The sequence below is a fragment of the Corynebacterium lipophilum genome (assembly GCF_024102595.1).
GTDB lineage: Bacteria > Actinomycetota > Actinomycetes > Mycobacteriales > Mycobacteriaceae > Corynebacterium > Corynebacterium pseudogenitalium.
The window spans coordinates 1-26,750 of record NZ_JAEUWV010000009.1 but is presented as its reverse complement, the minus strand read 5'-3'; the positions used below and the strand labels follow the sequence as shown (position 1 = coordinate 26,750).

At 58.0% G+C, this 26,750-nt stretch carries 28 protein-coding genes and 1 pseudogene; 8 read left to right on the top strand and 21 right to left on the bottom strand.

What is annotated here, in order from left to right; all coding sequences use genetic code 11:
* From efeO to JMN37_RS11450, 6 genes are all read right to left on the bottom strand, one after another.
* Positions 1-1,263, bottom strand: coding sequence for an iron uptake system protein EfeO (efeO, locus tag JMN37_RS07100; protein ID WP_071572901.1), 1,263 nt, complete (start codon positions 1,261-1,263; stop codon positions 1-3).
* On the bottom strand, positions 1,263-2,246 hold the full coding sequence (locus JMN37_RS07095; protein ID WP_071572900.1) for an FTR1 family iron permease: 984 nt from the start codon (positions 2,244-2,246) through the stop codon (positions 1,263-1,265). The genes efeO and JMN37_RS07095 overlap by 1 nt, the downstream gene beginning before the upstream one ends.
* Before the next feature lie 487 nt (positions 2,247-2,733).
* On the bottom strand, positions 2,734-3,060 hold the full coding sequence (locus JMN37_RS07090; RefSeq protein ID WP_071572899.1) for a hypothetical protein: 327 nt from the start codon (positions 3,058-3,060) through the stop codon (positions 2,734-2,736).
* Between the two features lie 358 nt (positions 3,061-3,418).
* Positions 3,419-3,916 (bottom strand): hypothetical protein, encoded by a 498-nt coding sequence (locus tag JMN37_RS07085; protein ID WP_252931467.1) that lies wholly within the window; start codon positions 3,914-3,916, stop codon positions 3,419-3,421.
* Positions 3,917-3,958: 42 nt separating this feature from the next.
* Positions 3,959-4,411, bottom strand: a complete 453-nt coding sequence (locus JMN37_RS07080; RefSeq protein ID WP_071572946.1) for a hypothetical protein — start codon at positions 4,409-4,411, stop codon at positions 3,959-3,961.
* A gap of 41 nt (positions 4,412-4,452) precedes the next feature.
* Positions 4,453-4,698 carry a type IIL restriction-modification enzyme MmeI gene (locus JMN37_RS11450; RefSeq protein ID WP_369822199.1) on the bottom strand — a complete coding sequence of 82 codons (246 nt, stop codon included), beginning with the start codon at positions 4,696-4,698 and terminating at the stop codon, positions 4,453-4,455.
* Positions 4,699-4,833: 135 nt separating this feature from the next.
* Between JMN37_RS11450 and JMN37_RS07075 the strand changes: the two genes are divergently transcribed.
* Positions 4,834-5,088 carry a type II toxin-antitoxin system prevent-host-death family antitoxin gene (locus tag JMN37_RS07075; RefSeq protein ID WP_252931466.1) on the top strand — a complete coding sequence of 85 codons (255 nt, stop codon included), beginning with the start codon at positions 4,834-4,836 and terminating at the stop codon, positions 5,086-5,088.
* A 150-nt stretch (positions 5,089-5,238) separates the two neighbouring features.
* Here the strand turns inward: JMN37_RS07075 and JMN37_RS07070 are convergent, their stop codons facing one another.
* Entirely contained in the window at positions 5,239-7,830 is a 2,592-nt protein-coding gene (locus JMN37_RS07070; protein ID WP_252931465.1) for an excinuclease ABC subunit UvrA, read from the bottom strand.
* A 297-nt stretch (positions 7,831-8,127) separates the two neighbouring features.
* Between JMN37_RS07070 and JMN37_RS07065 the strand changes: the two genes are divergently transcribed.
* On the top strand, positions 8,128-8,871 hold the full coding sequence (locus JMN37_RS07065; RefSeq protein ID WP_252931464.1) for a hypothetical protein: 744 nt from the start codon (positions 8,128-8,130) through the stop codon (positions 8,869-8,871).
* A gap of 163 nt (positions 8,872-9,034) precedes the next feature.
* Here JMN37_RS07065 and JMN37_RS07060 read toward each other — a convergent pair whose 3' ends face one another.
* The 14 genes and pseudogenes from JMN37_RS07060 to JMN37_RS06985 all read right to left on the bottom strand — a co-directional run bounded on the left by JMN37_RS07060 (position 9,035) and on the right by JMN37_RS06985 (position 21,951).
* On the bottom strand, positions 9,035-9,514 hold the full coding sequence (locus tag JMN37_RS07060) for a hypothetical protein (protein ID WP_071572895.1): 480 nt from the start codon (positions 9,512-9,514) through the stop codon (positions 9,035-9,037).
* Between the two features lie 885 nt (positions 9,515-10,399).
* Positions 10,400-10,981, bottom strand: coding sequence for an NADPH-dependent FMN reductase (locus tag JMN37_RS07055; RefSeq protein WP_022862715.1), 582 nt, complete (start codon positions 10,979-10,981; stop codon positions 10,400-10,402).
* Positions 10,982-11,021: 40 nt separating this feature from the next.
* The gene (locus JMN37_RS07050; protein WP_252931463.1) at positions 11,022-11,294 is read right to left on the bottom strand and encodes a hypothetical protein; all 273 of its coding nucleotides are present in this window, start codon (positions 11,292-11,294) and stop codon (positions 11,022-11,024) included.
* Positions 11,275-12,300, bottom strand: coding sequence for a class 1b ribonucleoside-diphosphate reductase subunit beta (nrdF, locus tag JMN37_RS07045; RefSeq protein ID WP_034666259.1), 1,026 nt, complete (start codon positions 12,298-12,300; stop codon positions 11,275-11,277). The genes JMN37_RS07050 and nrdF overlap by 20 nt, the downstream gene beginning before the upstream one ends.
* Positions 12,301-12,351: 51 nt before the next feature.
* The gene (gene nrdE, locus JMN37_RS07040; protein WP_252931462.1) at positions 12,352-14,547 is read right to left on the bottom strand and encodes a class 1b ribonucleoside-diphosphate reductase subunit alpha; all 2,196 of its coding nucleotides are present in this window, start codon (positions 14,545-14,547) and stop codon (positions 12,352-12,354) included.
* Positions 14,548-14,614: 67 nt separating this feature from the next.
* Positions 14,615-15,034 (bottom strand): class Ib ribonucleoside-diphosphate reductase assembly flavoprotein NrdI, encoded by a 420-nt coding sequence (gene nrdI / locus JMN37_RS07035; protein ID WP_033399510.1) that lies wholly within the window; start codon positions 15,032-15,034, stop codon positions 14,615-14,617.
* 146 nt (positions 15,035-15,180) lie between these two features.
* Complete coding sequence (locus JMN37_RS11380) at positions 15,181-15,861, bottom strand: metal-dependent transcriptional regulator (RefSeq protein ID WP_022862719.1); 681 nt, start codon at positions 15,859-15,861, stop codon at positions 15,181-15,183.
* A gap of 369 nt (positions 15,862-16,230) precedes the next feature.
* On the bottom strand, positions 16,231-16,650 hold the full coding sequence (locus JMN37_RS07015; RefSeq protein ID WP_070362918.1) for a single-stranded DNA-binding protein: 420 nt from the start codon (positions 16,648-16,650) through the stop codon (positions 16,231-16,233).
* Between the two features lie 85 nt (positions 16,651-16,735).
* The gene (locus JMN37_RS07010) at positions 16,736-16,879 is read right to left on the bottom strand and encodes a hypothetical protein (protein WP_165482993.1); all 144 of its coding nucleotides are present in this window, start codon (positions 16,877-16,879) and stop codon (positions 16,736-16,738) included.
* Positions 16,880-17,044: 165 nt separating this feature from the next.
* Complete coding sequence (locus JMN37_RS07005) at positions 17,045-18,064, bottom strand: DUF4192 family protein (protein ID WP_070362919.1); 1,020 nt, start codon at positions 18,062-18,064, stop codon at positions 17,045-17,047.
* Positions 18,065-18,233: 169 nt separating this feature from the next.
* Complete coding sequence (locus JMN37_RS07000) at positions 18,234-18,806, bottom strand: recombinase family protein (RefSeq protein ID WP_252931461.1); 573 nt, start codon at positions 18,804-18,806, stop codon at positions 18,234-18,236.
* A gap of 15 nt (positions 18,807-18,821) precedes the next feature.
* Positions 18,822-19,997, bottom strand: coding sequence for an HNH endonuclease family protein (locus tag JMN37_RS06995; protein ID WP_252931460.1), 1,176 nt, complete (start codon positions 19,995-19,997; stop codon positions 18,822-18,824).
* A gap of 3 nt (positions 19,998-20,000) precedes the next feature.
* Positions 20,001-21,226, bottom strand: a pseudogene (locus tag JMN37_RS06990) (adenine-specific methyltransferase EcoRI family protein).
* Positions 21,227-21,561: 335 nt separating this feature from the next.
* The gene (locus JMN37_RS06985; protein ID WP_004601215.1) at positions 21,562-21,951 is read right to left on the bottom strand and encodes a heavy metal-responsive transcriptional regulator; all 390 of its coding nucleotides are present in this window, start codon (positions 21,949-21,951) and stop codon (positions 21,562-21,564) included.
* Positions 21,952-22,063: 112 nt separating this feature from the next.
* Between JMN37_RS06985 and merA the strand changes: the two genes are divergently transcribed.
* The 6 genes from merA to JMN37_RS06955 all read left to right on the top strand — a co-directional run.
* Complete coding sequence (gene merA, locus JMN37_RS06980; protein WP_252931459.1) at positions 22,064-23,488, top strand: mercury(II) reductase; 1,425 nt, start codon at positions 22,064-22,066, stop codon at positions 23,486-23,488.
* A 34-nt stretch (positions 23,489-23,522) separates the two neighbouring features.
* A complete protein-coding gene (merB, locus tag JMN37_RS06975) occupies positions 23,523-24,176 on the top strand; it encodes an organomercurial lyase MerB (RefSeq protein WP_252931458.1) in 654 nt (217 codons plus the stop codon).
* Between the two features lie 18 nt (positions 24,177-24,194).
* The gene (merT, locus tag JMN37_RS06970; protein ID WP_502202927.1) at positions 24,195-24,518 is read left to right on the top strand and encodes a mercuric ion transporter MerT; all 324 of its coding nucleotides are present in this window, start codon (positions 24,195-24,197) and stop codon (positions 24,516-24,518) included.
* A 38-nt stretch (positions 24,519-24,556) separates the two neighbouring features.
* A complete protein-coding gene (locus JMN37_RS06965) occupies positions 24,557-25,120 on the top strand; it encodes a TlpA family protein disulfide reductase (protein ID WP_070762601.1) in 564 nt (187 codons plus the stop codon).
* The gene (locus JMN37_RS06960) at positions 25,117-26,073 is read left to right on the top strand and encodes a cytochrome c biogenesis CcdA family protein (RefSeq protein WP_071572892.1); all 957 of its coding nucleotides are present in this window, start codon (positions 25,117-25,119) and stop codon (positions 26,071-26,073) included. Before JMN37_RS06965 ends, JMN37_RS06960 begins: the two co-directional genes overlap by 4 nt.
* 379 nt (positions 26,074-26,452) lie before the next feature.
* Positions 26,453-26,750 (top strand): IS1/IS1595 family N-terminal zinc-binding domain-containing protein (locus tag JMN37_RS06955; protein WP_440271438.1); only part of this gene is annotated, 298 nt, incomplete at its 3' end.

Sequence of the window (26,750 nt, the reverse complement as noted above, 5' to 3'; positions counted from 1 at the left end):
TTAGGACTCCGCCTCCGTATCAACGTTGAGTCCCAGCACGGTACCAGTCAGGTTCGACAGCGGCTCACGCAGCGCATCCAGCGCACGGGTCAGCTTCGCCTGCTGGCCAGCGTCGACCTCGTCGTAGTCGACGTACCCGGTCTCCAGGCTGCCGTACTGATCGAGAAGCGCTTGGATGTCGTCGAAGCGCGACTCGATCTCGCTGACCAACTTGGCACCTTCCTCACCGCGCTCTGCGGCGATGCCCTTGACCATGTCGAACGCGATGCGCGAGCCCTGGATGTTGGCCTGGAAGTCATAGAGATCCTTGTGCGACCACCAGTTTTCCTCACCAGTGACCTTGGTGGTGGCTACCTCTTCGAGCAGCCCCATCGCACCGTTGGAGACGGTGTCCACAGTGATGTCGTTCTCCGCGGCGAAGTCGTCGGCCTGCACGGTGTCGTGCAGCGCCTCGACGTCAGCGACGAGGGTGTCAGCGATCTCGCGGCGCTTCTCCGGGGAGGACGGCTCCCAGCCTTCGCGGGCAGGTGCGCCGTCGGCGTTCTTGGTGTCGGCAGCTGGTGGCCACAGGTCCTTTTCCATACGGTGGAACCCGAGCCATTCGGTGAAGGTCGGGTCATCTTCCTTGAGCTGGTCCGCCTCGGCAATGTAGTCCACTTCGCGGTAGTCAATGCGAGCGTCGAGAACACCGAGCGCCTCAGCGATCGGCTCGATGCGCTCGTAGTGGACACGGGTGGTGGCGTAAAGATCCTTGGCCTTGGCATCGTCGCCTGCGGCGTATGCTGCGGCGAACTCCTCGACCTTTGGCAGCAGCTCTGCGACTTCGTTCTTCACAAAGTTGACGTAGTTGTCGCGAGCCTCGTTGAAGCGCACCTCATCGGACTCGTCGTACTGAATTGGTTCACCAGTCACAGTGAATTCAGCCTGGCCGATGTTCGGTCCGCGCAAGCCTGGCTTGCAGGCGGTGAAGTAGGAACCCGGTTCAAGCTGGACGGTGAGGTCTGCGGTGCTGCCAGGGGTGATGTTCTCGCGTTCGGCGATGACGCGCAGTCCGTCCTCTGCCAGCAGGTAGAACTCAGTGACACGCTCACCGGAGTTAGTGATGGAGAAGGTGCTGGTGCCGGATTCCACCGAGTCTACGGCGACCGTGCAGGCGTCCTCTTTCGCCTGCACTTCGATAGTGTCACCGGCACTGTTTTCCACGCATCCCGCGAGCGGGAGCGCGAGAGCAAGGGTGGCGACAAAGACAGGACAGCGTTTCATTATGAGACCTTTCGTGTGTTCTCGGTGTGTGCTGAAGAAGTTTCGTTATTCAGTTTCTTGGCGTCGATACGCTTCTTCCCTCGCACGTGTCCTACAAAGATCGGGCCAATGATGGCAAGGTAAGCGCCCCAAGCAATGACCTGCAGCCACGACATTTGAGGCATAAACCCGGTAAACGCTTGCAGCAACGTGGCGACGATGCCTGCGGGATCAATAAACTCGTCCAGGTTGAACGCCCAACCGAATGGGAACGACGCCATCCAGAATGGGTACGAGGCGAAACCTGTGAGCACCTCGCCTGTACGCGGATGCGTCGGAGCAATCGGCGCGCCGGAAAACGGGCCAGGGAGGAACTGTGCCTCCTGCAAATCATGAACGGCGTACGCGAGGATGCCCGCCGCGACGACGATAAGCAACGCACTCGACCACGTGAAGAACGCGCCCAAATCCAGTCGAAGAGCACCCCGGTAGATCAACCAGCCCATCACGATGGCGACGCCGATGCCGGCGAATGCACCAATGACAGCACTGGGCGTGGTCATCCACCCCCACAGCAGGAGTGTGAGCTCGATGCCTTCACGGGCGACGGCGACAAACGCGAGCCAAAACATCGCCTGCTTGCCTTTCGTCAGCGCAACGCCTGTTTTGTCCTCAAGCATGGTGCGCAGTTTGCCACCCTGATTGCTTAACGAGAGAACCATTCCGGTGATCATGGCTACCGCAATCAGGGACATGAAACCACCGATGGCTTCTTGAGCGCGGAACGACAACCCGTAACGCCCGAACGTAAACAGAGCGCCGAGCGCAGTGCAGATTGCTGCTGCCAAGACCACTCCCACCCACACGGTGCGGGCGGCGGTGTTCAGGTGGCCCTCTCCGATGTTTGAGCTGGTGCGGCGTTGGATCGCAGCGAACAACATCCCGACAATAAGGGATGCTTCCAATCCTTCGCGGAGACCGACAAGGAAAGCGGCGATGAACATATGTAGAACTTTCTCGTGTGTAACCTGGCCCGCCAATGCGCACTAGCCCACAAAGCTAAGGCCGCCCTTGGCGAGGCAAGCCTAGTCTTAGGTGCTCGCCCGCGAGAAAGTAAGAGTTTCGCTAGTTATATGCTTAACGGGGGGTAAAAACGGGGCTTCTTCCCCGCTGTTTCACCGCCGCCCGCCTTACACTTAGACGACCAACCCAGCCCGTTTGACCAGAGCGTAGCGCGGCCAGGCCAAGGTTCGAAGCAGTTGCCACAGAACTCATTCCGGTAGCGTGCTGCAAGCGTCCGACACGTGCGTGGGCAATCGTCGATACGCTTATGTCTGTGCCAAGATTTCAACCGCTCGAATGCGTGTAAAGGGGTACCTGGCCAGGAATTCCAGCACGGGATCCGCCCATAGCATGAGGCACGAAGCCTCAGCGTCCTCCGCTCATCAAAATTAGTACTGAAACTGGTCTGCCCAAGCCGTTTTTGCCGCCCTACTCCCGCTCTTCGCTGAAGTAGTACCCAATGATGCGCCAAAGGACACTGATGATGACTGCGGTAATTAAGTACGCGCTGAACGCATAGCTAAAGTTCCCGCTGCCCTCATAGTTAGACATGACCCTACACATCGCGACATTTCGCACGTCATATACGAGATAAACAGGTGCTATTACAACCATCACCACTAAGAACCTGTATGGAGAAAGCACTTTTCGCTTCACTGAAAAGGGGTCTAGGAAGAATTGGATTAGGAACCCAATTATCATGATGAATAAAGCGCTGAACAGCGCGACCACAGCACCGAGCACCACAAGGATCATGTTTCTCTCCTAATTTTTTGGGGGTAACGCCACGACTTTCATTATGTCCAATCTTCGGTTCCCTGTGTCACCTGGACGGGGTCTAGCTCCCTATCGGTCGTGGTGTCGCTTGAGGGGTCTCCCGATCACGTCGGGTTGCAGACGTCCCCTACGACTCGTTGCCACGCGAAAACGCTGACGAGGAAACTCGAGCAAGCACCAGCCCGTTCCGGTCGAGGTACTTAAGGAGTGCGACGCTGGTCGTCGAAAAACGGACGGGCTGCGCGAAAATGCGCGACCTGCATCGCACTCCTTAAGCACCTCGACACGAGCAAAACTCTGCAGATAAATCGAGCTACAACGCCTTTTAGCCGCAAATCTAGGTGCTAGTTTCCTCCGAACGTGACCCCTCTTCCGCAAGTCGATGTTCGACTTTCACGCTGGATGTATAGAGCGCCTCCGTAAAAGCGAGATCCCCGCCTTCCATAATCTCTCGTGCAGACTCTGCGACAATGAGCATCGAGCCGTTCTCCGTCCGGACCCCGAGGCCAAACGAGAGGTAGAGGGCTGGCTTGTCCACGAGCATGGGAACGAAGTCCCAAACGCCATCAACCTGATCGATATACCAGCACCCCAACAGGTATGTGATTGCGTTCTGACGCTCCTCTTCGCCGAGGTCCGAATCGCGGATCCTCTCCACTGAGCTCCGCGGGAAAGCGGCCCCACGGAGATTCGTGACATCCATATCCGGCGAGACGAGAGGCGGCTGTAAAGTCTGGTATTCGGTAAGCAGGGCGCGCGACTCTTCGTCAATCTTCTTCAGGCGCGGCCCGTAGGAATCAGCAAGGAAATAGCTGGCGTGCACGTCGGTGCTCATGAGGCTGCTCCTTGTAGGTTTCATGCCGGTACTGGTACCACTTTAATCACGCACCCATATTCGATTCAGCCCATACGCAAAACCCAGCAAATCGCTCCACGTTGTGGGAACGAAACGTTTCGTATCAACTCTCATCCAAGTGATACGATCCGGATCCTCAAAACTGAGTGTTTGAAGAAACAAATCGCCAGCAATTTCGTACGCCCACAAATCATGGACATTCTCATACTCGACCGAATATTCTCGGAACGTTCCCTCGGGCTGAAAGAGGGTTTCAAACCCCACGAAGGTTTTCCCGGTCGACGTTTCTACTTCCAAAACGAGATATAAAAATGTATCAATCCAAGCGGCAGCCCCATGAAACTTCGGCAAGTCCACGACACCTTCAACCCTAGAATTGCTTTCACTCAACACATCCTTATTGAGGATGTCCGCCAAATAGTTTGCAGCGGCCTTTAAATCGAATTGATGCTCTGGGACTTTTGCCATTTTCATAAATCCAAAGTGAGAAATTCTGCAGGGTATACGCCCGCGCGTCACCAGATGCTAACACGCGCCTTACCGAATCCGCGCGCCCAGCAGGCAAACGTGGTCCAGGTTGGCGTGTTCGCGACGCGAATGTCTGACTTCAGACGTCGCCCTACGACACGCTGCCACGCGATACACACTGACGAGGAAACTCGAGCAAACTGCAACCCGTTCCGGTCGAGGTGTTTAAGGAGTGCGACGCTGGTCGTCGAAAATCGGCCGGGCTGGGTGAAAATGCGCGACCTGCATCGCACTCCTTAAACACCTCGACTCGAGCAAAGCCTTGCAGATCAATCACGCTACAGTGCCTTTTTTGCCCACAAGCCCGAATCGGAACGACCAGTGAAATATCGCTGCCAACCGATATGTACAAGATGTACATTTACGTTATGGAAATAAAATCAGTGACATCCAGCGAGTTCCGCAAAACGCAGAGCCAGCTATTAGAGGAAGCGCAGCGCACACCTGTCGTTATCACCAGCCGAAGCAGCCGTGCTCGCGCAGTTGTCGTCTCTCCTGCTTTCTTTGCTCGCGCTGTGGAAGCTCTCGAGGACCTGGAAGACATCCGCGCCGCCGAAATCGCTCGGCAAGAGAGCGCGGAAATCTCGTTTGAGGACCTCAAAAAGGAACTCGGCTTCGCGTAAAGCTCCGCTATGTCAAACGCCCCTTATCGCATCACCTTCAAATCTTCTGCTGCGAAGGAACTACGCAAACTCGATAAGCAAACCCAGAAGCGTATGCGCGTCAAGCATCACCGCGTTGTATACGAGATCGCAGACGCTCAATGCTCAGCCTCAGTGCAACCCAGCCCGTTCGGCCAGCACCTGCGCTGTCACCGAACGTGAATCCGGGTCCACGCCCTGCTGGGCGACTTTCGCCGGCGTCCCGGTGGCCAAGATCTGGCCACCCTCGTCTCCGGCGCCGGGGCCGACGTCGATAATGTGGTCGGCTTGCGCGACCACCCGCAGATCGTGCTCGACGACGACCACTGTGGCGCCGTCGTCGACAAGGTGGCGCAGCTGGGCGAGCAACAGATCAACATCCGCCGGGTGCAGCCCCGTCGTCGGCTCGTCCAGGAGGTACAGGCTGTGCTTGCGGCTAGAGCCGCGCTGCATCTCGGAGGCCAGCTTGATGCGCTGCGCCTCCCCGCCCGAAAGCTCCGGGGACCCCTGCCCCAGCCGCAGGTAGCCCAGGCCGAGCGCGTGCAGGAACTCGACAGAGCGCAGCACCTTCGGCTCCTCGGCGAAGACCTCCAGTGCCTCGTCCACGGTCAGCGCCAAAATGTCCGCGATGCTGCGGCCGTTCCACTGCACCTCAAGGATCTCCGGCTTGTAGCGCTTGCCGTGGCAGGCCGGGCAGGTGGTGTACGTGCCCGGCAGGAACACCAGCTCGACCTCGATGCTGCCCGCACCATCGCACTCCGGGCAGCGGCCCTTCGTCGTGTTATAGGAAAAGTCCGACACCGACATCCCCCGCCGCTTGGCCTCTGGGGTCGCGGCGAAGAGCCTGCGGACGTGATCGAAAAGCCCCGTGTAGGTCGCCACGGTGGAACGCACCGTGCGCCCAATCGGCTTCTGAGTGATGTGCACCAACCGGCGGATCTTATCGACGCCCTCTACGTTGTCCACCCTGAAATCCTCAGAGGGATCGGATCCTGCCGTGAGCTCAGCATCCGCATCCCCGTCCGATGCCTCGTCGGCGCCGACCACCTGCTTTGCCGAGCGGGACACCACATCCGCCAGCACCCCGATGACCAGGGTGGACTTGCCCGAACCAGATACTCCCGTGACGGCGGTGAGCGCTCCCAGCGGGAAGTCCACGTCGGCGCCGTCGAAGGCGCGTGCGTGCACACCGCGCAGGCTGATGGATGCACCGGTGTCGGCCGGAGTGTCCGTCAACTCGGGGAAGTCCGCATTCAGGGCGATCGCCGTGGGCGAGCCCAGCTCATCGGCGTTCGCGCGGAACTGGCTAGTCGGGCCGGAGAACACCAGCTCCCCGCCGCGCTCCCCTGCGCGGGGGCCGATGTCCACAATCCAATCGCACCCGGCCACTAGGGACATGTCGTGCTCCACCAGCAGCACCGAATTACCGGCGTCGATGAAGCGCTGCAGCAACTCAGAGACAGCCTTGCGCTCCACCACGTGCAAGCCCGCCGAGGGCTCATCCAGCACATAGGTCGTGCCGAATAAGCTCGAGTTCAACTGGGATGCTAACCGCAGGCGCTGGTGCTCGCCGGCAGACAAGCTCCGTGCCGAACGAGAGAGGCTTAAGTGGCCCAGCCCCAGCTCATTCGCCGCGCGCACCGTGGGCAGCACCTGATCCAGCAGCAGCTCTTCGGCCTCGTCGTGCTCGTTCCACTCCTGCTCCGCGATGCCCTCCAGGCGCTCCAGGCGATCCTCCAGGACAGCCAGCACGTCCTTCAACGCCAAGGCGTTGAACTCATCGATGGCGTAACCGGCGTAGGTGACCTGCAAGGTATCCGGCTGGAACCCGCGGCCCTGGCACGTCGGGCACGTCGATGAATGCATGAAAGAAAGCACCCGACGACGGTTCTTATCCGACTCCGTCTCCGCCAGGGTGTCCGTGAGGTACGTGGCAACCGAACGCCACTTACCTTTATAGGAACCATGCACAGCGTTCTCATCCCGCACCGGGTGGACGGTGACCACCGGCTGCTCGTCCGTAAACAGGATCCAGTCGCGGTCCTCCTGCGGAATATCCCGCCACGGGACGTCCAGCGGGTAGCCGAGGGTGCCCAGGATGTCCCGGAAGTTCTTCCCCAACCACGCCCCCGGCCACGCGGCAATCGCGCCGTCCCAGATAGACAGGCTGGGATCCGGCACCATCGACGCTTCCGTCGGCCGGTGCACGGTACCGGTGCCCTGGCACTCAGGGCACATGCCCGCGGTGGTGTTGGGCGAGAAAGCGTCAGAGTCGAGCCTGCCGTATTCCAGCCGCTCACGCATGCCATCCGGGTAGCTGCCAGAGCGGGAAAAGAGCAGCCGAATACTATTCGACATATTCGAGATCGTGCCCACGGAGGAACGCGCTCCACCCAGGGTGGTGGACTGCTGCAGCGCCACTGTCGGCGGCAAACCCGCGACCGAGCCGACGCGCGGATTGACCGCACCACCGATCAGACGCCGCGCAAACGGCGAGACGGACTCCAGGTAGCGGCGCTGCGCCTCCCCATGGATGGTGCCGAACGCCAAGCTGGACTTGCCCGAACCCGACACACCGGTGACCGCCACGAGGGTATCCCGCGGCAGGTCGACGTCGATGTGTTTCAGGTTGTGCAGGTGCGCATCACGCACCCGGATCATTGGATCGTGACCCGCACGCGCTGAAGCGTGCGCAGCCGGGGACTCGGACGTGGAGTGAATCATGGTGGCCACCCTACCGTGTGGGCTGCTCCCCTATCTGGCGAGGTAGCTGATCGCTTTGGACGCGGCCCGGGACGATCTTCCAGGTATAACAGCCTCTTCGGAAAACCTCCGCCGAAGCAATCACTGGCCATATAAAGAAAAGTCGCAAATCTTTGCGATAGAAAACACGCTGAGATACCCCTCTGACCAGCGCTGACTCAAACACAGAATGCCAATATGCCGTCCCGTCAGCATAACTCCATGCCGTCATGTCGGCATGCCTGCATAGCATTACCCAAAAAGTAGAAGGGAGTAACGATGACCACACCACAGATTCAATTTCACGGTTACCCGAAGCGACCAGTACCAGACATCCTGGGAGGATCGGATTGGGACGTTCCGATGGTCGATCGCGACAGCGACTCGATCTTTCTGCTCGTGGAGTACCTGAAGATAACCGATCCGGAGAACGCGAACGAGCCGACCGCGTACAAGATGGTGTCCCAACTCAACCAGGAGCACACAGAATTGGAGCGCAAAGCGATCGACGTACTGCGCTCGACACCGGGCATTCAACAGGACAAGGATCAATCCCTGTACCGAATAATGTTCCAGTTTTTGCAGTACCAAGTAGGACAGCTCGTGATTAAAGCCTTGGAAGCGACGGGAGGGAACGCAACGAGGCTGGTAGGAATGATGCGCTGGCACAATCCAGGGATCGCACCAGCAGAAACGAACGACGCAGTGATGAAGACTACCGTGGAGGAAGCACTGAAAACGTTGGGCAAAGACCACAGCCCGCAGGCTGTCGAGGAACTTTGGCGGCAGCTGAACCAACAGGTCGATCTGTTGTCGCAGACTCGGAGAGCGCAGCGATTAGCGGGATGGGCGAAGGACATCCAGAGCCTTCCGGACAGCAGCGACGAGATGAAACGAATCTTCCTGCAGGATCAGAACGAAGCCGCCTGGACGGTAATCGACCAACATCTGACGGAGCCGATCAACGCGCTGATGGAGCAGCAGGAAGAAGAGGATCCCTGGGCGGTGGACTGGGACAGTTAAGCGGGGTTGTCGATACCGCAACTCGTTCTGGCACACCGGTTCGGTTTGACCGGTCAAGCTTGGAACGGGTTGCGTCCTCGCCGCGAGCGCGCGTCGAAGCCAACATTGAGGCAATACGTCCCGCGCAGCACGGAATACACGGTGCGCTCAATATCGTGTGCGCTCATGACTGCCCTGCTTCAAATTGCTCGAACGCGTGTTTTGCCTCAATAAGATGGATACGACGAACCGCCTCCTCAACGACTTCGCCTACAACGCTCCTAACATCGCCCGTGCCCAGGAGAGCGTTGACAGCATCAATCTGTTCATCCGTCACTTCGTCGTCGACACCCGCAGGAACCTGGTAATACTTGGCCAACAAGTACCTAGAAAGGTCTTCTGTCAACGCGTTCAATCGCTGAAACTGCGCTCCAAGGGTTTCCGGCCCCAAAAGCCGCACTGCTTGGTCAATGCCAAAGACCTGCCACCCGCTTGCATCCGCCTTGCTGTCATCTCCTCCCCATGTTGCCGCGCACTCGGCGATATGTGATACGAGCAATTCTTTGGTTCGGTGCTTAATCAGGCTCCATGCCCGTGGCGACACACCGTTAAAAGCCCTGCTCATTGACACAATGTGTTCATTAATCGTGGTTGTTTTCATCATGGCAATACTCCATCTGCGAATGCTTGTCTATATTTAGACGCTGGAGACCGCGTCTCGGTTCCCAACGCTATTGCTCGAAGATCGAGTGTGGGCGTAAGCGACATTTTGTGTGTATATGTCTATCTGGTTTCCCGGGATGGCCTCGGCCAACAACCAGATATGGTTTTCAAAACAGTTCCATTTGCCCGTTTTGAGAAATCAACACCGAATGACGTCTGGTGTGTGGTATGGAGTCTGCGGGCAGCACAGGAACCCCAGCGAGATCAAGGACTCTAAGGAACTAGAACCAGCCGCCTGTGCGTTGGGCGGTCGCATATAGCCAGGGGGACGAGCAAAGCCCTTGACGTGCACAATTCTGGTCACATAGAGGTATCGGGGGTTCCGGTCGACCTCATTGCATCGACCAACCCAGGTCAGCGCGATTTGGATGGTTTTGGGGCTATTTTGCCGATTTTGCGCTGACCTGCGTTGGTAAACCGGAGTAGGTCGACCGGAAGAAGTCAACGGGAAGAGGTCGACGGACCGAAAGAATTCGAAACCGGCATTGATCATCAGTGGAACCCCAGCTTAGGCGTGAGAAAAGGGTGGGCTGGACGCAGCTAAACACACACAAAATGTCCCTTATCGCGACACACCGTAAAAACACACAAAATGTCCCTTAAGCCCCTAACAGGATGTCGCCAGGGTCAGTGTCCAGCGACAGCGCTAAAACCGCTCTATTTCAGCGAAAATCGAAGAATTAGAGCGGTGTTTTTTGAAGCGTCCTGGGTTCAGATTCAGGTAACTCAAGGATGAGTGTGAATCCGGGGTTTGTGTCTTTGAGAAGGCCCTTTAGAAGCCTTCAAGTACTTCGTAGAGGGCGGTGGCTAGGGTTAGTCGCCGTCGCTAGCTGTGCTTGGCTGTTAATGTCATGTCGACCAACTGCAGGAAGCGTATAACGTAGTCTTTGACAAAGCCTGCGGTGCCTTCATTGAGATGGCCGGAGTCTTCGAAGAGGGTGGGGGATTGGCCAAGGAATACCTCGGGCTGACCAGGAAGCGGCATATCGAAGTAGGACAGGGCGAGCCGGAGGTTCTTCTGTGAACTGTAGCCGCCCATGCGGCCTACAGAGTGACTGATGATACCTGCGGGAAGGTTCTTCCAAGCCACATCCGAGTTGGGCTTGGAACCGATGTCCACTGCATTCTTGAGACAGGCAGGGATAGTACGGTTATTTTCCGGGGTAACAAAGAGGACGCCGCTCGAGTTCTTGATGGTGTCGCGGAAAGTGGTGTACTCAGCTGGAATGGGCTTGTCCGTGACCGAGGGGTCATCGTAGTCGAAGTCATAGAGCGGCAAGTCACGGATTTCAACGATGTCTGCCTGGTAGTTTTCAGGGATCATTGTGAGCACTTCGTGTGCAATCTTGCGCGCAAATGAGCCGCGGCGCAGGCTGCCGACGATAACACTAATGCGTGGGGTGGTCATAGGAAGTCCTTTCTTCTTAGTTGGGCGTAGGTACGTGCGATCAAGGGAGAAAAGGCTTGCAGCCAAAGGCAGGCGGTGGCCCGGCGGCGTGGGCGGCAGTAAGAAAGCTATCCACTTTGTCTTCTTCATGGCGGAAGTACAGTTCGATGAGTCCTAACAGTCCCCCGAGGACGGCCTCCCGTGCGGCGGACGTATCCAAAAGCCGCATGGCTGCTGGTTGGTTTCCTTCGCGGATGGCTTCAAACAGCGCGATGGTCTCAAGCCAGCTTCCTTGGTCTGGTCGTGGAAACGGTTTAGAAATCCCAGTCATCATCACTCGTTTCTTCAGCGGTGCCAATGACATAGGAGGAACCGGAGCCGGAGAAGAAGTCATGGTTTTCATCTGCTCCAGGTGCTAGGGCAGCGAGGATTTCCGGGTTCACTTCCGTTTCTTCAGGTGGGAAGTAGTCCGGGTAGCCCAAATTCATGAGCGCCTTATTGGCGTTATAGCGAACGAATACAGCTACATCATCCATGAGCCCCAACGGCTCATATAGCTCGCCGGAATAATCCAGCTCTAGGGCATAAAGCTCTTCGAGCAAGGAAATAGTGAAATCATGCATCTCCTGTTGCCGTTGTGGAGCAGACGTTTCCAGTCCGCGCTGGTACTTGTAGCCTGAGTAGTAACCGTGCACTGCCTTGTCACGCAGAATGAGGCGAATCATGTCTGCCGTATTTGTCAGGGTGGCGTGGACGGAAAAATGCAGGGGAAGATAGAAACCCGCGTAGAGAAGCAGCGAGGAAAGCAGCGTCGATGACACTTTGCGCTTGAGTGGATCGGGTCCAAAATAATGAGTGAGCACTTTTTTGGCGCGTGCCTGGAGAAGGTCATTATTCACCGCCCAGCGGTATGCCTCATCAATTTCTTTCGTACTGCTCAAAGTAGAAAACACTGAAGAGTAAGAACGGGCATGGACTGATTGCATGAAGGCGATGTTGGTATACACGGCCTCCTCGTGCTCGGTGCGGGCATCTTGGATCTGACAGATTTCGCCCACAGTGGCCTGGACGGTGTCCAGGGTGGTGAGTCCCGTGAACACCCGCATGGTGAGGTTGCGTTCCTCCGGTGTCATCCTCTGCCACGCCGGGAGATCGTTTGAAAGTGGAACCTTTTCTGGCAACCAAAAGTTGGCGGTGAGGCGGTTCCACACTTCAAGATCCTTCTCATCGCTCACCCGATTCCAATTGATGGCGCGGATGCGGGCTGAAGGGTCATGCCGGTAACTTGGCGGCGTAACTGAGATGCTGGTTAGCTCAGCAGTGTTTGATGTTGAAGACATAGCTTCTTTCTTTCTTGATGGATGGTTGTGAATGAAGGAAGGACCGTGTTCCTACAGAGCACAGGAAACGCAGCCTTCGACCTCGGTTCCCTGGAGTGCAGGTTGGCGTAAACGGATGTAGTACAAGGTCTTGATTCCGGCTTTCCAGGCATAGATTTGTGCCTTGTTGATGTCCCGCGTAGTGGTGTCAGCGGTGAAGAACAAAGTCAGGGAAAGCCCTTGGTCCACGTGTTGGGTGGCCATAGCGTAGGTGTCGATGATTTTTTTGTACCCCACGGTGTAGGAGTCATCGAAATACTCCAAGTTGTCGTTGGTCATTTCCGGTGCGGGGTAGTACACGCGCCCCAAGCGGCCTTCCTTGCGTATTTCAATCTTGGAGGCAATCGGGTGTATGGACGCGGTGGAGTCATTGATGTAGGAAATTGATCCAGTGGGTGGAACTGCCTGCAAGTAGGCGTTGTAGATGCCGTCTTGCATCACTTGGTTCTTGAGCCGTAGCCAATCCTCGCGTTGAGGAATCTGCACGCCAGCCTCATGGAATAGCTGTTTTACGTGGTCAGTGGCCGGCGCCCAGTCTTGGTCGATGTACTTGTCGAAGTAGACGCCAGTGGCATAGGTGGATTCTTCAAAGCCAGTGAATCGTTGACCTTTCTCAACCGCTAGCGCATGGGATGCACGGAGCGCATGATAGGTCACGGTCAGGAAATAGATATTTGTAAAGTCCAGTGCTTCGGCGCAGCCATAAGGAATACGCTTGGAAGCCAGGAAACCGTGGAGATTCATTTGGCCCAACCCGATGGCATGCATGGATGCATTACCGTGAGCGATGGAAGGAACAGCTTCGATATTTGTTAGGTCTGAGACCTTCGTGAGAGCGCGCACCGCGGTTTCAACAGTTTCCCCAAAGTCCGGTGATTCAAAAGCTTTAGCGATGTTGAGCGACCCTAGATTGCAGGAAATGTCCTGGCCAACGGCGGTGTAGTTACCTGAGGCGCCGTAGGTGGATGGCGTGTTGACCTGGAGGATCTCACTACACAGATTGGACATATTGATATGTCCTTTGAGGGGATTAGCGCGGTTGACCGTATCCTCAAAGAGTATGTAGGGGTATCCAGATTCAAACTGAAGCTCAGCCAGCGTGGTGAAAAACTCGCGGGCCTTGATAGTCGTATGAGAAATTCGCGGATTGGAAACCAGCTCGTCGTAATACTCGGTGATAGACATGTCAGACATGGCTACGCCGTACTCGCGAGCGATGTCATACGGGCTAAAAAGATGCATATCCTTGTTCTCTTTGGCCAGCTGGAAGGTTATATCTGGAATAACAACTCCCAGCGAAAGAGTCTTAATGCGGACTTTCTCATCGGCATTTTCCCGCTTGGTATCCAGGAAACGAAGAATATCTGGATGGTGCGCATGTAGGTAGACGGCTCCAGCGCCCTGTCGAGCGCCCAATTGGTTGGCATAGCTGAAGCTATCTTCCAGAATTTTCATAACTGGGACTACGCCGGAAGCTTGGTTCTCAATCCTTTTGATTGGGGCTCCGGATTCGCGCAGATTGCTCAGTAACAAGGCCACACCACCGCCGCGTTTTGAAAGCTGCAGTGCAGAGTTCACGCTGCGGCCAATGCTTTCCAAATTGTCTTCGATGCGAAGGAGGAAGCAGGAGACCATTTCGCCACGCTGGGCTTTTCCTGCGTTGAGAAAAGTAGGGGTGGCGGGCTGGAAGCGTCCGGTCATGATGTCATCCACCAGCTTCTCCGCAAGCTCTTCATCGCCCTGTGCAAGGTACAAAGCTGTGGTGGCGACGCGTTCTTCGTAGCCTTCCAGAAATCGCGAGCCATCAAAGGTTTTCAGTGCGTATGAAGTAAAGAACTTAAATGCGCCGAGGAAAGTGCGGAACTGATGCTTGGCTCGGTGGGCTCTGTCGTACATAGTGCACAGAAAATCGTCATCATAAAGCTCAAGGAATTCCCGCTCGTAGTATTCGTTATCAACCAACCACTCCAAGCGCTGCTTGGTGGATTCAAACTGATGCATGCGGGGAGTGACATGGTGCGCTAAAAAGTCTTGTGTTGCCTCAATGTCCTTGTCGAACTGGATTCTTCCCGAATCGTCGAATAGGTTCAGCTGCGCGTTGAGTGCATGGTAGCTCTTGCGCTTACCGACACCGCCGGCATCGTCTGCTGAAGCGGTGCGGGGCGTAGGGCCAATGGGCTGTGTGGGGGTGGCCTTAAGTGGCGGCATTGTGGTTTCCAATCTGTGTGTTGCGGATGTGGTCTTCATTTTGTGGGAAATCAATGGGGTGTAATTGTTAGTTGCTTTGCTGCTCCCAAAACTTGTGAAGGCCCTGCTTTACAGCGGCAACGTCCTTCTGCGTGCCGAGTAGCTCGAAGTGATACAGCTCTGGAACGTGGCACTTAGCGGAAATGATGCGGCCGGCGACGCAGTAAGCGCTTCCGAAGTTGGTATTGCCTGAGGTAATCACGCCCCGGATAAAGGAACGGTTGATTGGGTCATTGAGGAAGTCGATGACCTGTTTGGGGACTGCGCGTTTGAGCGAGCCACCGCCGTAGGTTGGAACGATGAGTACGTACGGGTGTGAAACCTGGATCATTCCGGTTTTCTTGGGCCGCAGTGGAATGCGCACTGCGGGTCTATCTAAGCGTTCGACGAATCTTTTTGTGTTTTCAGAAACGCTAGAAAAGTACACCAAATCTGGTGAGTCTGACATGACAATCCTGCTCATCCTGGCCTTAGCCATAAGTGGGATAGGTGATGATCGAAAAGATTAACTACGTACTACCGTAGTTGCAAACTACGCCGCACCGTAGTTTTTAAAAGGGCAGGTAGGGACAGGATTAATGAGAAAGGGAAAGACTACAGGCTGTGGTGTGCTACAAACACTGCGTCCGTAGCTGGGCGCCCAAGTACTACCCACTGAGTACTGTCGGCTACCTGTACTTCGAGCGATTCTGAAAAGGGCGTTCCTTCGCGCGTGGTAAGAACAGCCCCAATGACGATGCCTTGCTCTTTGAGGAAGGCCAGCAGTTGTGGGTCGGAATCAGAAATGCGTTCCACGGTCACCTGCGGTTGTGCGCCGCTGTCGGTGAGACGGTGCGCACTGGGGATAGTGACCTGTCCATCAACCGTAGGGATAGGGTCGCCGTGTGGATCCCTAGTGGGGTAATTGAGGAACTTATCCACGCGCTCTATGAGCATGTCAGACACCGCGTGTTCAAGATTTTCGGCTTCATCATGGACCTCGTCCCACGTATAATCCAATGCTTGAACCAAAAAAGACTCAAGCAATCGGTGGCGGCGCACCATGACCAATGCGTACTGCCTGCCAAGTTCGGTTAACTCCACAGAGCCATAGGGCGTGTGTGACACGAGCCCTTGCTTCGACATTTTGCGCACTGCATCGGAGACCGAGGAGAGCTTGAGTCCCAGCTGTTTCGCTATAAGTGTGGCGGTAACGGGCTCGGATGACCATTCCTTTAGCCCCCAGATAGCTTTCAAATAGTTCTGGGTACTGGTGGACAGCTCAGAAACAGACATGAGTAAATGTTAACCCAGCTTCCGTATGCGCCTTAGGCGCTGTGCCCCAACGCTCATAGCGAACAGAGGCCAAGTTTGAGAGGAATGCCGGTAAGGTGGGGCCAGTTAAAGCATTCTTCACTTGAAGGAGAACCACTAATGTCTGAGAAGATTTCAATGAACTTGAAGTGCGCCAGCGTAGTGCGTAATGGAATGGCTAGTACACAGTGCAGTAAAACAGCGCATGTAATGGCTCATGTAATGCACTGTGTAGAGACAGAGCGTCTGGAGCAGGAGTATCAGCGCTCCCGTACTGGACGGCGACGGCGTTATGCGTGGTCTGTGCTGAAAAAATAACCCCGCAGGTTTCCCTGCGGGGTGTTGTTGCAACTAGAACGGCACTTCTTCAGAGTCATTAGCAGCAGCGTTATCTGCGCTGTTCTCGCGGCGTGCTGCTCGTGCCTCAGACTCCTTCTTGGAGTCGATCAGCTGCACAGTGTCGATGCGCGCTACCAGCGGATAGTGCTTGTTGCCGTCCTTATCGGTGTAGTTGTCAGTCTTCAGCGAGTAGCTCACTGCAACGCGATCACCAGCGCCGATGCATCCGAAGACGCCGAGGTTCTTGGCGTCAGCCACGTAGCCAGTGAGTTCGACAATCTCTGATTCCACCTTGCCTGTGGACTTGTTCTTGAACGTATTACGTGCGTAGACGTTGAGCTTCACCGTCGCACCGCCGTTTGCGTGCTCAAAGATCTTCGGCTCGCGTGCTGCGTTGCCAACGATGGTGCCATTGTTAAACGGGTTGGACATTGTGATTTCTCCTTATATGAGTGAGTGTGTGATTGTCTTTCAATTGTGTGTTTGAGCAGCGGCTTTGCTGCTGCTGTAAGTGCTGTTACAGCACTGCCCAGGGCAGATGTGCCCCTGCTGCTTCCAGGTCGCGTAGCTCTTGTGCGGCACCCGGATCGGCGTCTTCGCCATCCATGCCGTCAGACATGAGGTAGAGCAGCTCTAGGTCTTCGTGGGTGTAGTGGTACATGGCGTGCCTCCGTGTCGTGGATTGATTCTCAATCCGTTCTTTGAGACAGCTCTGCTGTCTAGAGACCTCTCCCCTGCTCGGTGGAGATTTCCTTCTTCCCTGGTCACGGCGTGGGTAGAAAAGAAAAACCCCGCTACAGCAACTGCTGCAACGGGGTGTGAAGTACTAGTTTTCGAACAACTGCACGCGAGCCTGAGCACCGCCCTCGTGAACCACTTCTGCGAGACGACTGCCCTCGCCAATGTCGATTAACTTCGCCACCAGCGACGGGAACGTCTCTTTGCTGCTGATCTCGGTGGCCCTGTGTGCGGCAACGCCAGCCAGACCCGTCTGGCCGGTTGCCTGGGCCAGCACGGCGACAGTGGCCGTAAGCTGTGCCCTCATCCCAGGCCAGTGAGCCGGTACAGCGCGCATCACCTGCTCAGCGAACTTGAGACCTGCTTGTGGCTCCTCAAGCAGCGCAGCAAGCAATGGATCACGCAAGCGCGGTGTCGTGAAGCACTTCAGCGCAGATCGGATAGCACGCGCACTCGGCTGCGTCATCCCCGCCGCTGCCTGCTCGTACTCACGCTGCAGTACGTCTCGGAAGATGGGTGGAACATACGCCAGCGCGTCTTCGATGATGTCTTCATGCTCTGCGGCGTCGATGTCGTGCTCGGTGCTGTTCAGCCTGTTCTCAATCTCTTCACGCGAGAGCGCTGGGAGATCGCCGGTCTGCTCAAGCAACTGCTGTAGCGCTGCTGAGGCGTGGATGTTGCTGATTCTGCCCGCCTGTGGCTCACATGAGTTTGGGTGCAAGTACATCGCACACCAGGCAGTACCAGCGGTGATTTCTGACGTTTGAATGACCGCCAGTACCTCACTGCGCAGCGGGGAATCCTCGCTACAGAGGAAGTGCGCCGCTGCATCTGCTTCAACCATGTCGTCGGTGATGACGTACGCCGCAACAGCGTCGAGATCCAGCGTCTCAGTCCATGCTGCGAACTTCTCACGATCCTCGGTGAGCTGTTGGATCGCTCCGTCGAGATCAAGCCGGGCAAGTGGCCCGAGGCTCAGGCTGTGCGTGTCGCTGTCTTGTTTGAAAAACGCGAACACCAGCGAGTCCTGCGGGTAGAAGCCCAGGATGCCGGGGATGTTTGCGAGAATCTCGCCGTGAGAGGTAAGTGTCTGCGAATAGTTGGACATGAAACACTCCTTGCCAAATACGGGATGTGTAAGGTCAGTCCCGTATTTGGTCCCGGCTCTGCCGGGCGGTGTTACCACCGCCCGGCAGCACCCCAGCGTGCTCAGTGCGTCGCTAGTGCTCACCTGGTGCTTGCTTGCAGGACACAAGCACTAGCGGCGCAGCCTGTGCTTAAGCGTCTGCTTCGATACGCTCAATAGCGCGGTAAATCGTTGGCCTGGACACGTTGAACGTCCTCGCCACTGCACTCACGGACTTACCACCATCGATGAGTTCTTTTGCGACTTGTGCCTGTTCGTCGCTGAGCTTGGGCTTCGGCCCGGCTACCCTGCCCTGCGCACGGGCGTGAGCCACGCCTTCACGGGTGCGCTGAACAAGCAGGTCACGCTCCCACTCAGCCAAGCTGGCCATGACGTTGATAACCACTCTGTCGGTGGGCTTCGACGTGTCCAGCGCTGGCTCCAACACCTTGACGTTGATTTTGCGTGCAGCCAGGTCGGCGATGGTGTTCACGGTATCTGCGAGGCTGCGGCCGAGCCTGTCGAGGCGCGTAACAACGAGCGTGTCGTCGGGGCGCATGTATGCGAGAGCATCGTCGAGGCCAGGTCGCTGCCAGTTGGTGCCGGAGATGGTGTCTGAGTAGATGTGGTCCGGGTCGCAGCCAGCGTCGATGAGCGCCTCGCGCTGGGTATCAAGTGACTGCCCCTGCTTGGACGTTGAGACACGGGCGTAGCCGATGAGCATGGTTAATCACCGACTTTAAGCGTTGCCCTTGGCACGGTTGTGCGACTTGCAGAGCAGCTCACAGTTGCTCTCCTCGGTCGATCCACCCTTGGACCACGCAGTGACGTGATCAGCGTCCATTTCTTTAAGCGCCCAGATCTTTGCTTTCTTCTCATCGTGACCGATAGCGCAATACGAGCAGTTGGAGACACCCTTCTGTTTTGCAGCATCAGTCTGGCGCTTGTAGACGCGCTTCTTCACCGCTTCAGTGAAGACACGTACGTTAAGTAGTTTGGTGTCTGTCTTGCCGCCAAGCAGGTACTCGTAGATACCCTTCTTGGACTGAATTTGCGGGTCAGACAGCAGCTCCTTTGCAGCAGCCGTCATCTCAGTCGCGTTGTAGCCCTGGCCGCCGTACTGCTCATACAGAGTGTTCCATTCGATGCCTCGCATGGACGTGTCTGTCATTTTGAACACACTTGCTGCCCAGTCGATAACTGCAGTGAAGTAAGTCTGTAGTTCGTTGCAGTTATCGTCTTCACGGTGCTTTGCCATGTAGCTGTCGATGGTGGTGCCTTCACGCTGAGCGATCCAGTCAAGGGCTACCTCAAGCACCTCCTGGCGAGCAGGGTCGCCTTTTACGAAGTTCGACCATTTCGACATGACCGCAGAGCCGGAGTTGGAAAAGACCTTCTTAGCAGCATCAACGAATGGGCCAGAGTACACGGCGTTACGCAGCTCTTGGGCTGTCAGCGACACACCAACGATGTTGATGGTCTTGAACCACTCCTTGATCTCAGACTCAGTGCCATTGCAGTCGTAGATAAGCAGCTCAGTCTCAAGGATCTGCTCTTGCTGGTGCTCACTCAGCGACGAGAAGTACTGTTCGTTGCCGTCGGTATCTTTGACGACGAACAAGTCCTTGAAGAAACGGCCGATAGAGGTAATACGCTGCTGGCCGTCAAGGATCTCGAACTTGTCTTCGTCCTGCTTGGGCTGGTTGAAGTAAATCAGCCCCAGCGGATAGCCCTTGAGCAGCGAGTCAATGACGGCAACATCTTTCTTACCGTCGTTGTAGATGTAGTTGCGCTGGTACTCAGGCTGGATGGTGAGGGCGCCAGCCAAACCGTACAGACCTTTGCCTTCGAGTTCGTTGTAGTGGAATCCGTCAACGATGTCACGGATCTTGCGGGGGTTGAGTTTTGCTTCCATGGCTTAAGACTCCTTGACATTGGGGTTGCGGTGGCGGATAAGAACTCTGCAATACGGTTTAGTAAAGAATTGTCCGTCGACCTCGTAGTACGTCACGTCTTGAGGCTCTGTGTCATGCGGTATGGCGGCACCGTCATTAAGCTTGCCCACCCGAGATCTAACGCCGTTCTTGCTGACCTGAATCTGGGTTGGATAGTTCTTGAGCTTCAACCCCGAATGATCGTCCCATGCCTGCGTGATCCCAAGGATTTCAAACTGGTCTGGGCTGTACTTATCGAGGAACGAGATGGGAACACCCATCATGTCGTTGTAATCGTTGGGGATTGCTTTGGTCTCCGGTACTTCTATCGCGTCGTAATTGTCGTACTTTGGATACCTCACGTTTCGGACCGTCTTTGAACCGTAGATCAGGTTGTCCTCCATCGACATGAGCACGAGCTGTTCATGTCGGCGTCCATGCTCAATGTTGGTAAACCATCTAACACCCTTTACACGGACGAATTTATTCCCCTGTTCATCCACACGCTGACCTGCAGCGGTAAGCGGGTAACTTTCGGGTACACGAAATTCGCGATCACCACTTGAGATTGAGGGGCCGTACCAAACCTTGTTGTCTTTGAAAAGCGGGAATACCTCTTTATAGGTAACTGCGTTCATGTTCCCGATAACGGAGAACTGGACGTCGCCATCAATCAGCCACGCAAGGAACTCGCGGAATAGGGAGAACGGTGGGTTGGTGATAACGATGTCGGCTTCATCGCGGAGTTTCGTGACCTCTTCAGAACGGAAATCGCCGTCGCCTTCAAGATAATCCCACTGGAGGTCTTCTTTGTTAAGGCGCCCGTCATCGTTAAGGTCCTTGCCCTGTTCCATGACGTAAATGCGTCCCCGGAGCCAAGTGTCGTCTTCGTTGAACTTCTCGTCCTGGTCCTCACCAAGTGCGAAGTCCAGCAGCATCTGCCCCTTCTCAGTCACGGCTGGGTTTGATGCTGGCACATAAGACGTAGAGACCAGCTTCTTCAAGCCGAACTTCTCAGAGTTCAGTGCAAAGTACTTGGTGAAGTTACTTGCCCCGGGTCGTCACACGGCAGCAGAACTGTCTTACCTCTGAATACGTCGGGGTCGTATTCGAGATAGGCTTGCATCTCGTTTTCAATGTCATTCCACTGCGTGTAGAACTCGTCCTTCTTGGCAGTCTTGGCTGTGCCTAAGTTAGTATTGCCGCCCATTGCCTACATCACCTTGTAGATTGATTCAGTCTTCATCCGGCAGTGAAGAATGAGAGAACCCGGGTGAAGCAAGGTTCTCAGATAGCGGAAGACCCCGGGGAGCAGGGGGGATTGCTCGACCCAGGGCCTTCGGACGCCTGCGGAGCAGGAACCCACCCCAGCGTCATCACGAAACTATCATTTGTACAAGCAGCGTGCAGGTCTTACGCGTTAGGGATGACTACTACGTCAGTCAATTTGTCGATTTTGCTGATGAGCTCTTCCTCAATTTTGTAAATCTGGCGGTATCTTTTTGCGAGAGCCTTTTGGCGGTCCAGGAGGTGTGCCCAATTGGATTACAAGTACCTACACACTTGATCGGTGCTGCACGTTTCAGGGTCCGGGTGTGCGGCGTCCTGTCTGAGGTCCGCGATAGTGTCGCGCAGCACGGAGAGCTGCGCGATCTGCTGCTCGATCTCAGCGAGGCGCACGTCAAGCAGGTCGCGCACGTGCTCGCAGGGCGCCTGGCCGCCGTCGCGGATGTCGAGGATCTGGCGGATCTGGGCGAGGGTCAGCCCGGCGGCCTGGCCCCGGTGGATGAACCCGACCCGACCCACGGCATCCTCGGCGTAGTCCCGATAGCCGGAGGCCAATCGCTCGGCCGGAGGGAGCAGCCCCGACTCCTCGTAGAACCGCAGGGTCTTGGTCGTGGTTCCGGTTGCTTCCGCAAGCTGTCCGATCCTCATGTTCGCCGATTCCCTTCCAATGGCCACCACACTTGACTTGACCTTCCATTGTACTGGAAGGTTCACAATGGTTCCATAGGAACTTTTGAACCACAGGGAAGAGACATCTGGAATGACAAACGAAAAGTTCGATCTGGCGATTATTGGTTCCGGCGGCGGAGCGTTTGCGGCCGCGATCCGGGCCACCGAGCTGGGCAAGCACGTCGTGATGGTGGAGCGCGGCACCGTGGGCGGGACATGCGTGAACACGGGCTGCGTCCCGTCGAAGGCGCTCCTGGCTGCCGCGGAGGCCCGCCATGTGGCGTTGGATTCGGCCCGCTTCCCTGGGGTGGCGGCCTCGGCGGGCCCGGTGGACATGCCGGCCCTGATTCAGGGCAAGGCCGCGCTGGTTGAAAGCATGCGCACGGAGAAGTACGTCGATCTGGCCGCGGACTACGGGTGGACGATGATCTCGGGGGACGCGTCGTTCACCGGAACCCAGGACGCACCGCTGCTCCGGGTGATCTCCCCGGATGGTGCAGTGAGAACGATCGAGGCCGTGCACTACCTCGTGGCCACTGGCTCCGCACCCTACGTGCCCCCCGTTCCCGGACTGGCCGAGGCCGGGTACCTGACCTCGACGACGGCGATGGAACTGGACGAGGTGCCCGAATCAATGCTGATCCTGGGCGGAGGCTATGTTGCCCTGGAGATGGCACAGCTTTTCTCCCGGCTGGGCTCCCGGGTGACCATGCTGGTCCGTTCCCGGTTGGCCTCGCAGGAGGAACCGGAGGCATCCAAGGCGTTAGCGGGGGTGTTCGCCGACGAGGGGATCCGGGTGGTCCGGCGGGCCATGGCCGACTCCGTGGCCTCCGGCCCGGACGGGGTCTCGGTGACGGCAAACGTGGCCGGGGGCGAGGAGGTGTTCCGCGCTTCCCACATCCTCGTGGCACTGGGCCGCCGCCCGGTGACCGAGGGACTGGACCTTGACGCCGTCGGGGTGAAGACCGGCGCATCCGGCGAGATCGTGGTCGATTCCCGCCTGGCCACGTCCAACCCGCGGGTTTGGGCCGCCGGGGACGCGACCGGCCATCGGGAGTTCGTTTACGTCGCAGCGGCCCACGGCGCCCTGGCCGTGGACAATGCGTTCACCGATGCCCTGGCCGAGGTCGACTACCGGCACCTGCCCCGGGTCACCTTCACCAGTCCCGCCATCGGGGCGGTCGGGATGACGGAAAAGGAAGCTGTCGCCGCCGGGATCAGCTGCGAGTGCCGGGTCCTCCCCCTGGAGTACGTGCCGCGAGCCGTGGTCAACCGCGACACCCGCGGCTTCATCAAGGTTGTCGCGGACCGCGACACCGGACGGATCCTGGGCCTCTCCGCGGTGGCCAAGGACGCCGGGGAAATCGCCGCCGCCGGCGTCTACATCCTCGAAGCGGGCATGACCACCGCGCAGGTCGCCGCCGCCTGGTGCCCCTACCTGACGATGGCCGAGGGCATCAGGATCGCCGCCAAGGCCTTCAACACCGACGTCTCCAAGCTCTCCTGTTGCGCCTGAGCTGCAGCCCCCACTACCGAAGCAAAGGAATGCCATGACCGCCACCGACCAGGCCCTCACCTATCTGTTGTCCCCCGCGCGCTCCGGAATAGACCCGGAATTGTTCGTGCCGCTGCTGCGGCTCCTGGCCGAGGGCGAGCCCGTCACGGTCGCCGAACTGGCCACCGCCAGTGGCCGGAGCGAAGACACGGTCCGGCAGGGACTGGCCGCCGTCCCGGACACCGAGTACGACGACGAGGGCCGCATCATCGGCCTGGCCCTGACGATGCGGCCCACCCCGCATCGCTTCACCCTGGCCGGGGAACAGCTCTACACCTGGTGCGCCCTGGACACTCTCTTCTTCCCGGCCCTGATCGGGAAGGCCGCAACCATTGAGTCGACCTCCCCGGGTAGCGGGACCCTCATCCGGGTGATGACGGGCGCGGACGGCACGGTGACCTCCTTGCAGCCGGCCACCGCCGTCGTGTCCATCATCAGCCACCCGGGCACGGGGCCGGTGCGGTCATCGTTCTGCAACCAGGTCCACTACTTCGCCTCCCGCGAGGACGCCCAGCCGTGGTTGGATTCCCATCCCGACGGCGAAGTCCTGGACATCGAGGCGGCACACCGGGCCGGTGCCGCCATGGCCGCCGCCCTCCTCGCCGCGGCCGCCACGCGGGCCCCCGCGGCGCAGGACTCCTGCTGCTGAGCTTTAAAAGGACATGACATGACCCAGCACCCAGAACAGCCAGACACCGGCCATCAACCCGTCCGGCAGACCGGTCGCCCCGGGCGATACCACACACTGGCCGCAGGAATCGGCATAGCAGCGGCCATGATCCTGTGCTGCGCAGGACCCATCCTCATCGCCGCCGGAGCCCTCGGCGCGATCGCCGGATTCTTCTCAAATCCCCTCGTGTTACTCGCGGCCGCCACGGTGCTCCTGGCCGGGATCATCGCCGTCACCAGGCAGCGAAAACGCCGCAGGACCGACGACTGCTGCCCTCCCGCACCCCCCGAGCACCACCGCACCGACCACGGCACCGCCTGAGTCCCCATACCCATTTCTGGAAGGAACCACTAGACACCATGACATACCCGAGATCCCGCCGTTCTCTGTCCGTTCCCCGGCCCAGGCACCTCGCCTCCGCCCTGTTTCTGACAGCGGTCATGGCACTGACAACCGCCTGCGCCAGCTCACCGAGCGGCCCGTCGGCCGCGCCAGGCGGTTCGTCGCCCGACGCGGCCGGTGCCGTTGCTGTTACGGTCTCCGACATTGACGGCACTACCCGGACCATCCCGGACGGTAAGCCCGCAGCACTGTTCTTCTTCTCTGTCGGATGCGGTGAGTGTGTGGAAGGGGCCGATTCCCTGAACAAGGCCTCCACGGCCCTGGGAAGCTCGGCCGACTACCTCCTGGTGGACGTGGACCCCCGAGAACCGAAGGAGACCATCAACGGATTCCGCGATTACATCAAGGCCCCTGAGCTCCCTGCCGTCATCGACACCGGGGCCACACTGACCACCCGGTACAAGGTCACCTCCATAAGCACCCTGGTGGTGGTCGACGCGAAGGGTGACGTTACCTTCCGGGCCACCGACCCGTCTGCGGAAAAGATCCAAGAAGAACTCACCAAGGCCGGCGCCCAATGACAGCCCTGCTTGCCCTGGCCTTCGCCGCTGGAATGATTGCCCCGGTCAATCCCTGCGGTTTCGCCCTCCTGCCCGCCTGGATAGCCCAGACCATCGGGGACGCCCGGACGCGCCCGCTCGCGCTGCGTCTGGCCCACGGGCTCCGGGCCGGGCTCGCGCTCAGCTTCGGCTTCGCCGGGACCCTGGCAGCCTTCGGGCTGATCGTCAGCGCGGGCGCCAGGACCCTGATCAGCGCAGCGCCCTGGCTGGGAATGGCCACCGGGGTGATCCTTCTCCTGCTGGGCCTGGCCATGCTCACCGGACTCACACCACGGCTCCGTCTGCCGGCCTGGGCCACGAAACCCCGCACACAAGAAGCTGCAGGGGCAGGTCACAAAACCGGGCGCATGGTGGCCTTCGGGGTCGGATACGCCGCAGCATCCCTCGGCTGCACCCTCGGGGTGCTCCTGGCCGTGATCGCCCAAGCCCAGGCCGTCGCCAGCTACGCCGGGCTGCTCGCGGTCTTCGCCGCCTACGCCGCAGGCTCGGCCACTGTCCTGATGCTCGTTTCGGCAGGCACGGCCATCGCCGGGGCCGCCCTCGGGCGAAGAATCACCGGCCTGGCCAAGCACAGCAACCGCATCGCCGCCTTCATCCTCACCATAACCGGCGCCTACCTCAGCTGGTATTGGTATCCCGCCGCCACCGGCGGAACCGCGCAGGCCAACAGCCTCGCCGTATGGTCAGCCGCCGCCAGCGCCTGGATCAGCGACAACAGCACCCTGATCGCAGCCCTCGCCGCAGCCGTGGTGCTCGCATCGGCATTGGCCGCCCTCAACCGGCGCAGGAGACTGCGCATCAGACAGGGAACGCCGCCCACAGGCGAGGGCCCCGGGCAAAGCGGGGAACCCGACTGCTGCACACCAACTCCGGACAACAACTCGACCGAGGACCGGCCAGGCACGATCCCGTAGCTGGCCGAGGACTCCCAAAAAGCAAGGGGGAGAGGGAACCTTGCCCATCTTCTGGCAAACGAGGCGCCCGTCTATCAGGACAGGTTGGTACAGCGGCATCAGGCCGGAAGTCAATTCGTGCAGAGGACTTCGGGCAATCCGTCGGGTTAAGCGACAAAATGTGTGCTTTTTTGGATATGGATTCCAGGTCCTGCCTGGGCCTACGGCGGGACAGTGCTCGTTGAATCGGGATTCCCTGCCGTAGACCGGAAGGTCCACCACTTCAGGCGTTGGATGTGCTATGACAGCAGACTGTTAAACCAGCTGCATGCCAACTCAACACAGAAAGAGAAAACACAACAGGCCCCTATGCCCGGCATGCGAACACACCGCCACAAAAATGGGCACCACATCCAGCGGAAAACAGCGATGGCGCTGCACAGACTGCGGGCACACCTTCACCAATCCCAACACAGCCAAGACCAGCGCATATCGGTTTGCCATCTTCATTGACTGGATCACCAACCAGCGTCCCCTCGACGCTGTCGCTGCTGCGCACAACGTCTCCAGGCGCACACTCATCCGCTGGTTCACCTACTTTTGGTTCATCATCGTCCCGTGCAAACCGGACCCGTACCGCGTCTACGACCAGCTCTTTATTGACGGCACCTACTTCCACAAAAAATGCCTGCTTGTCG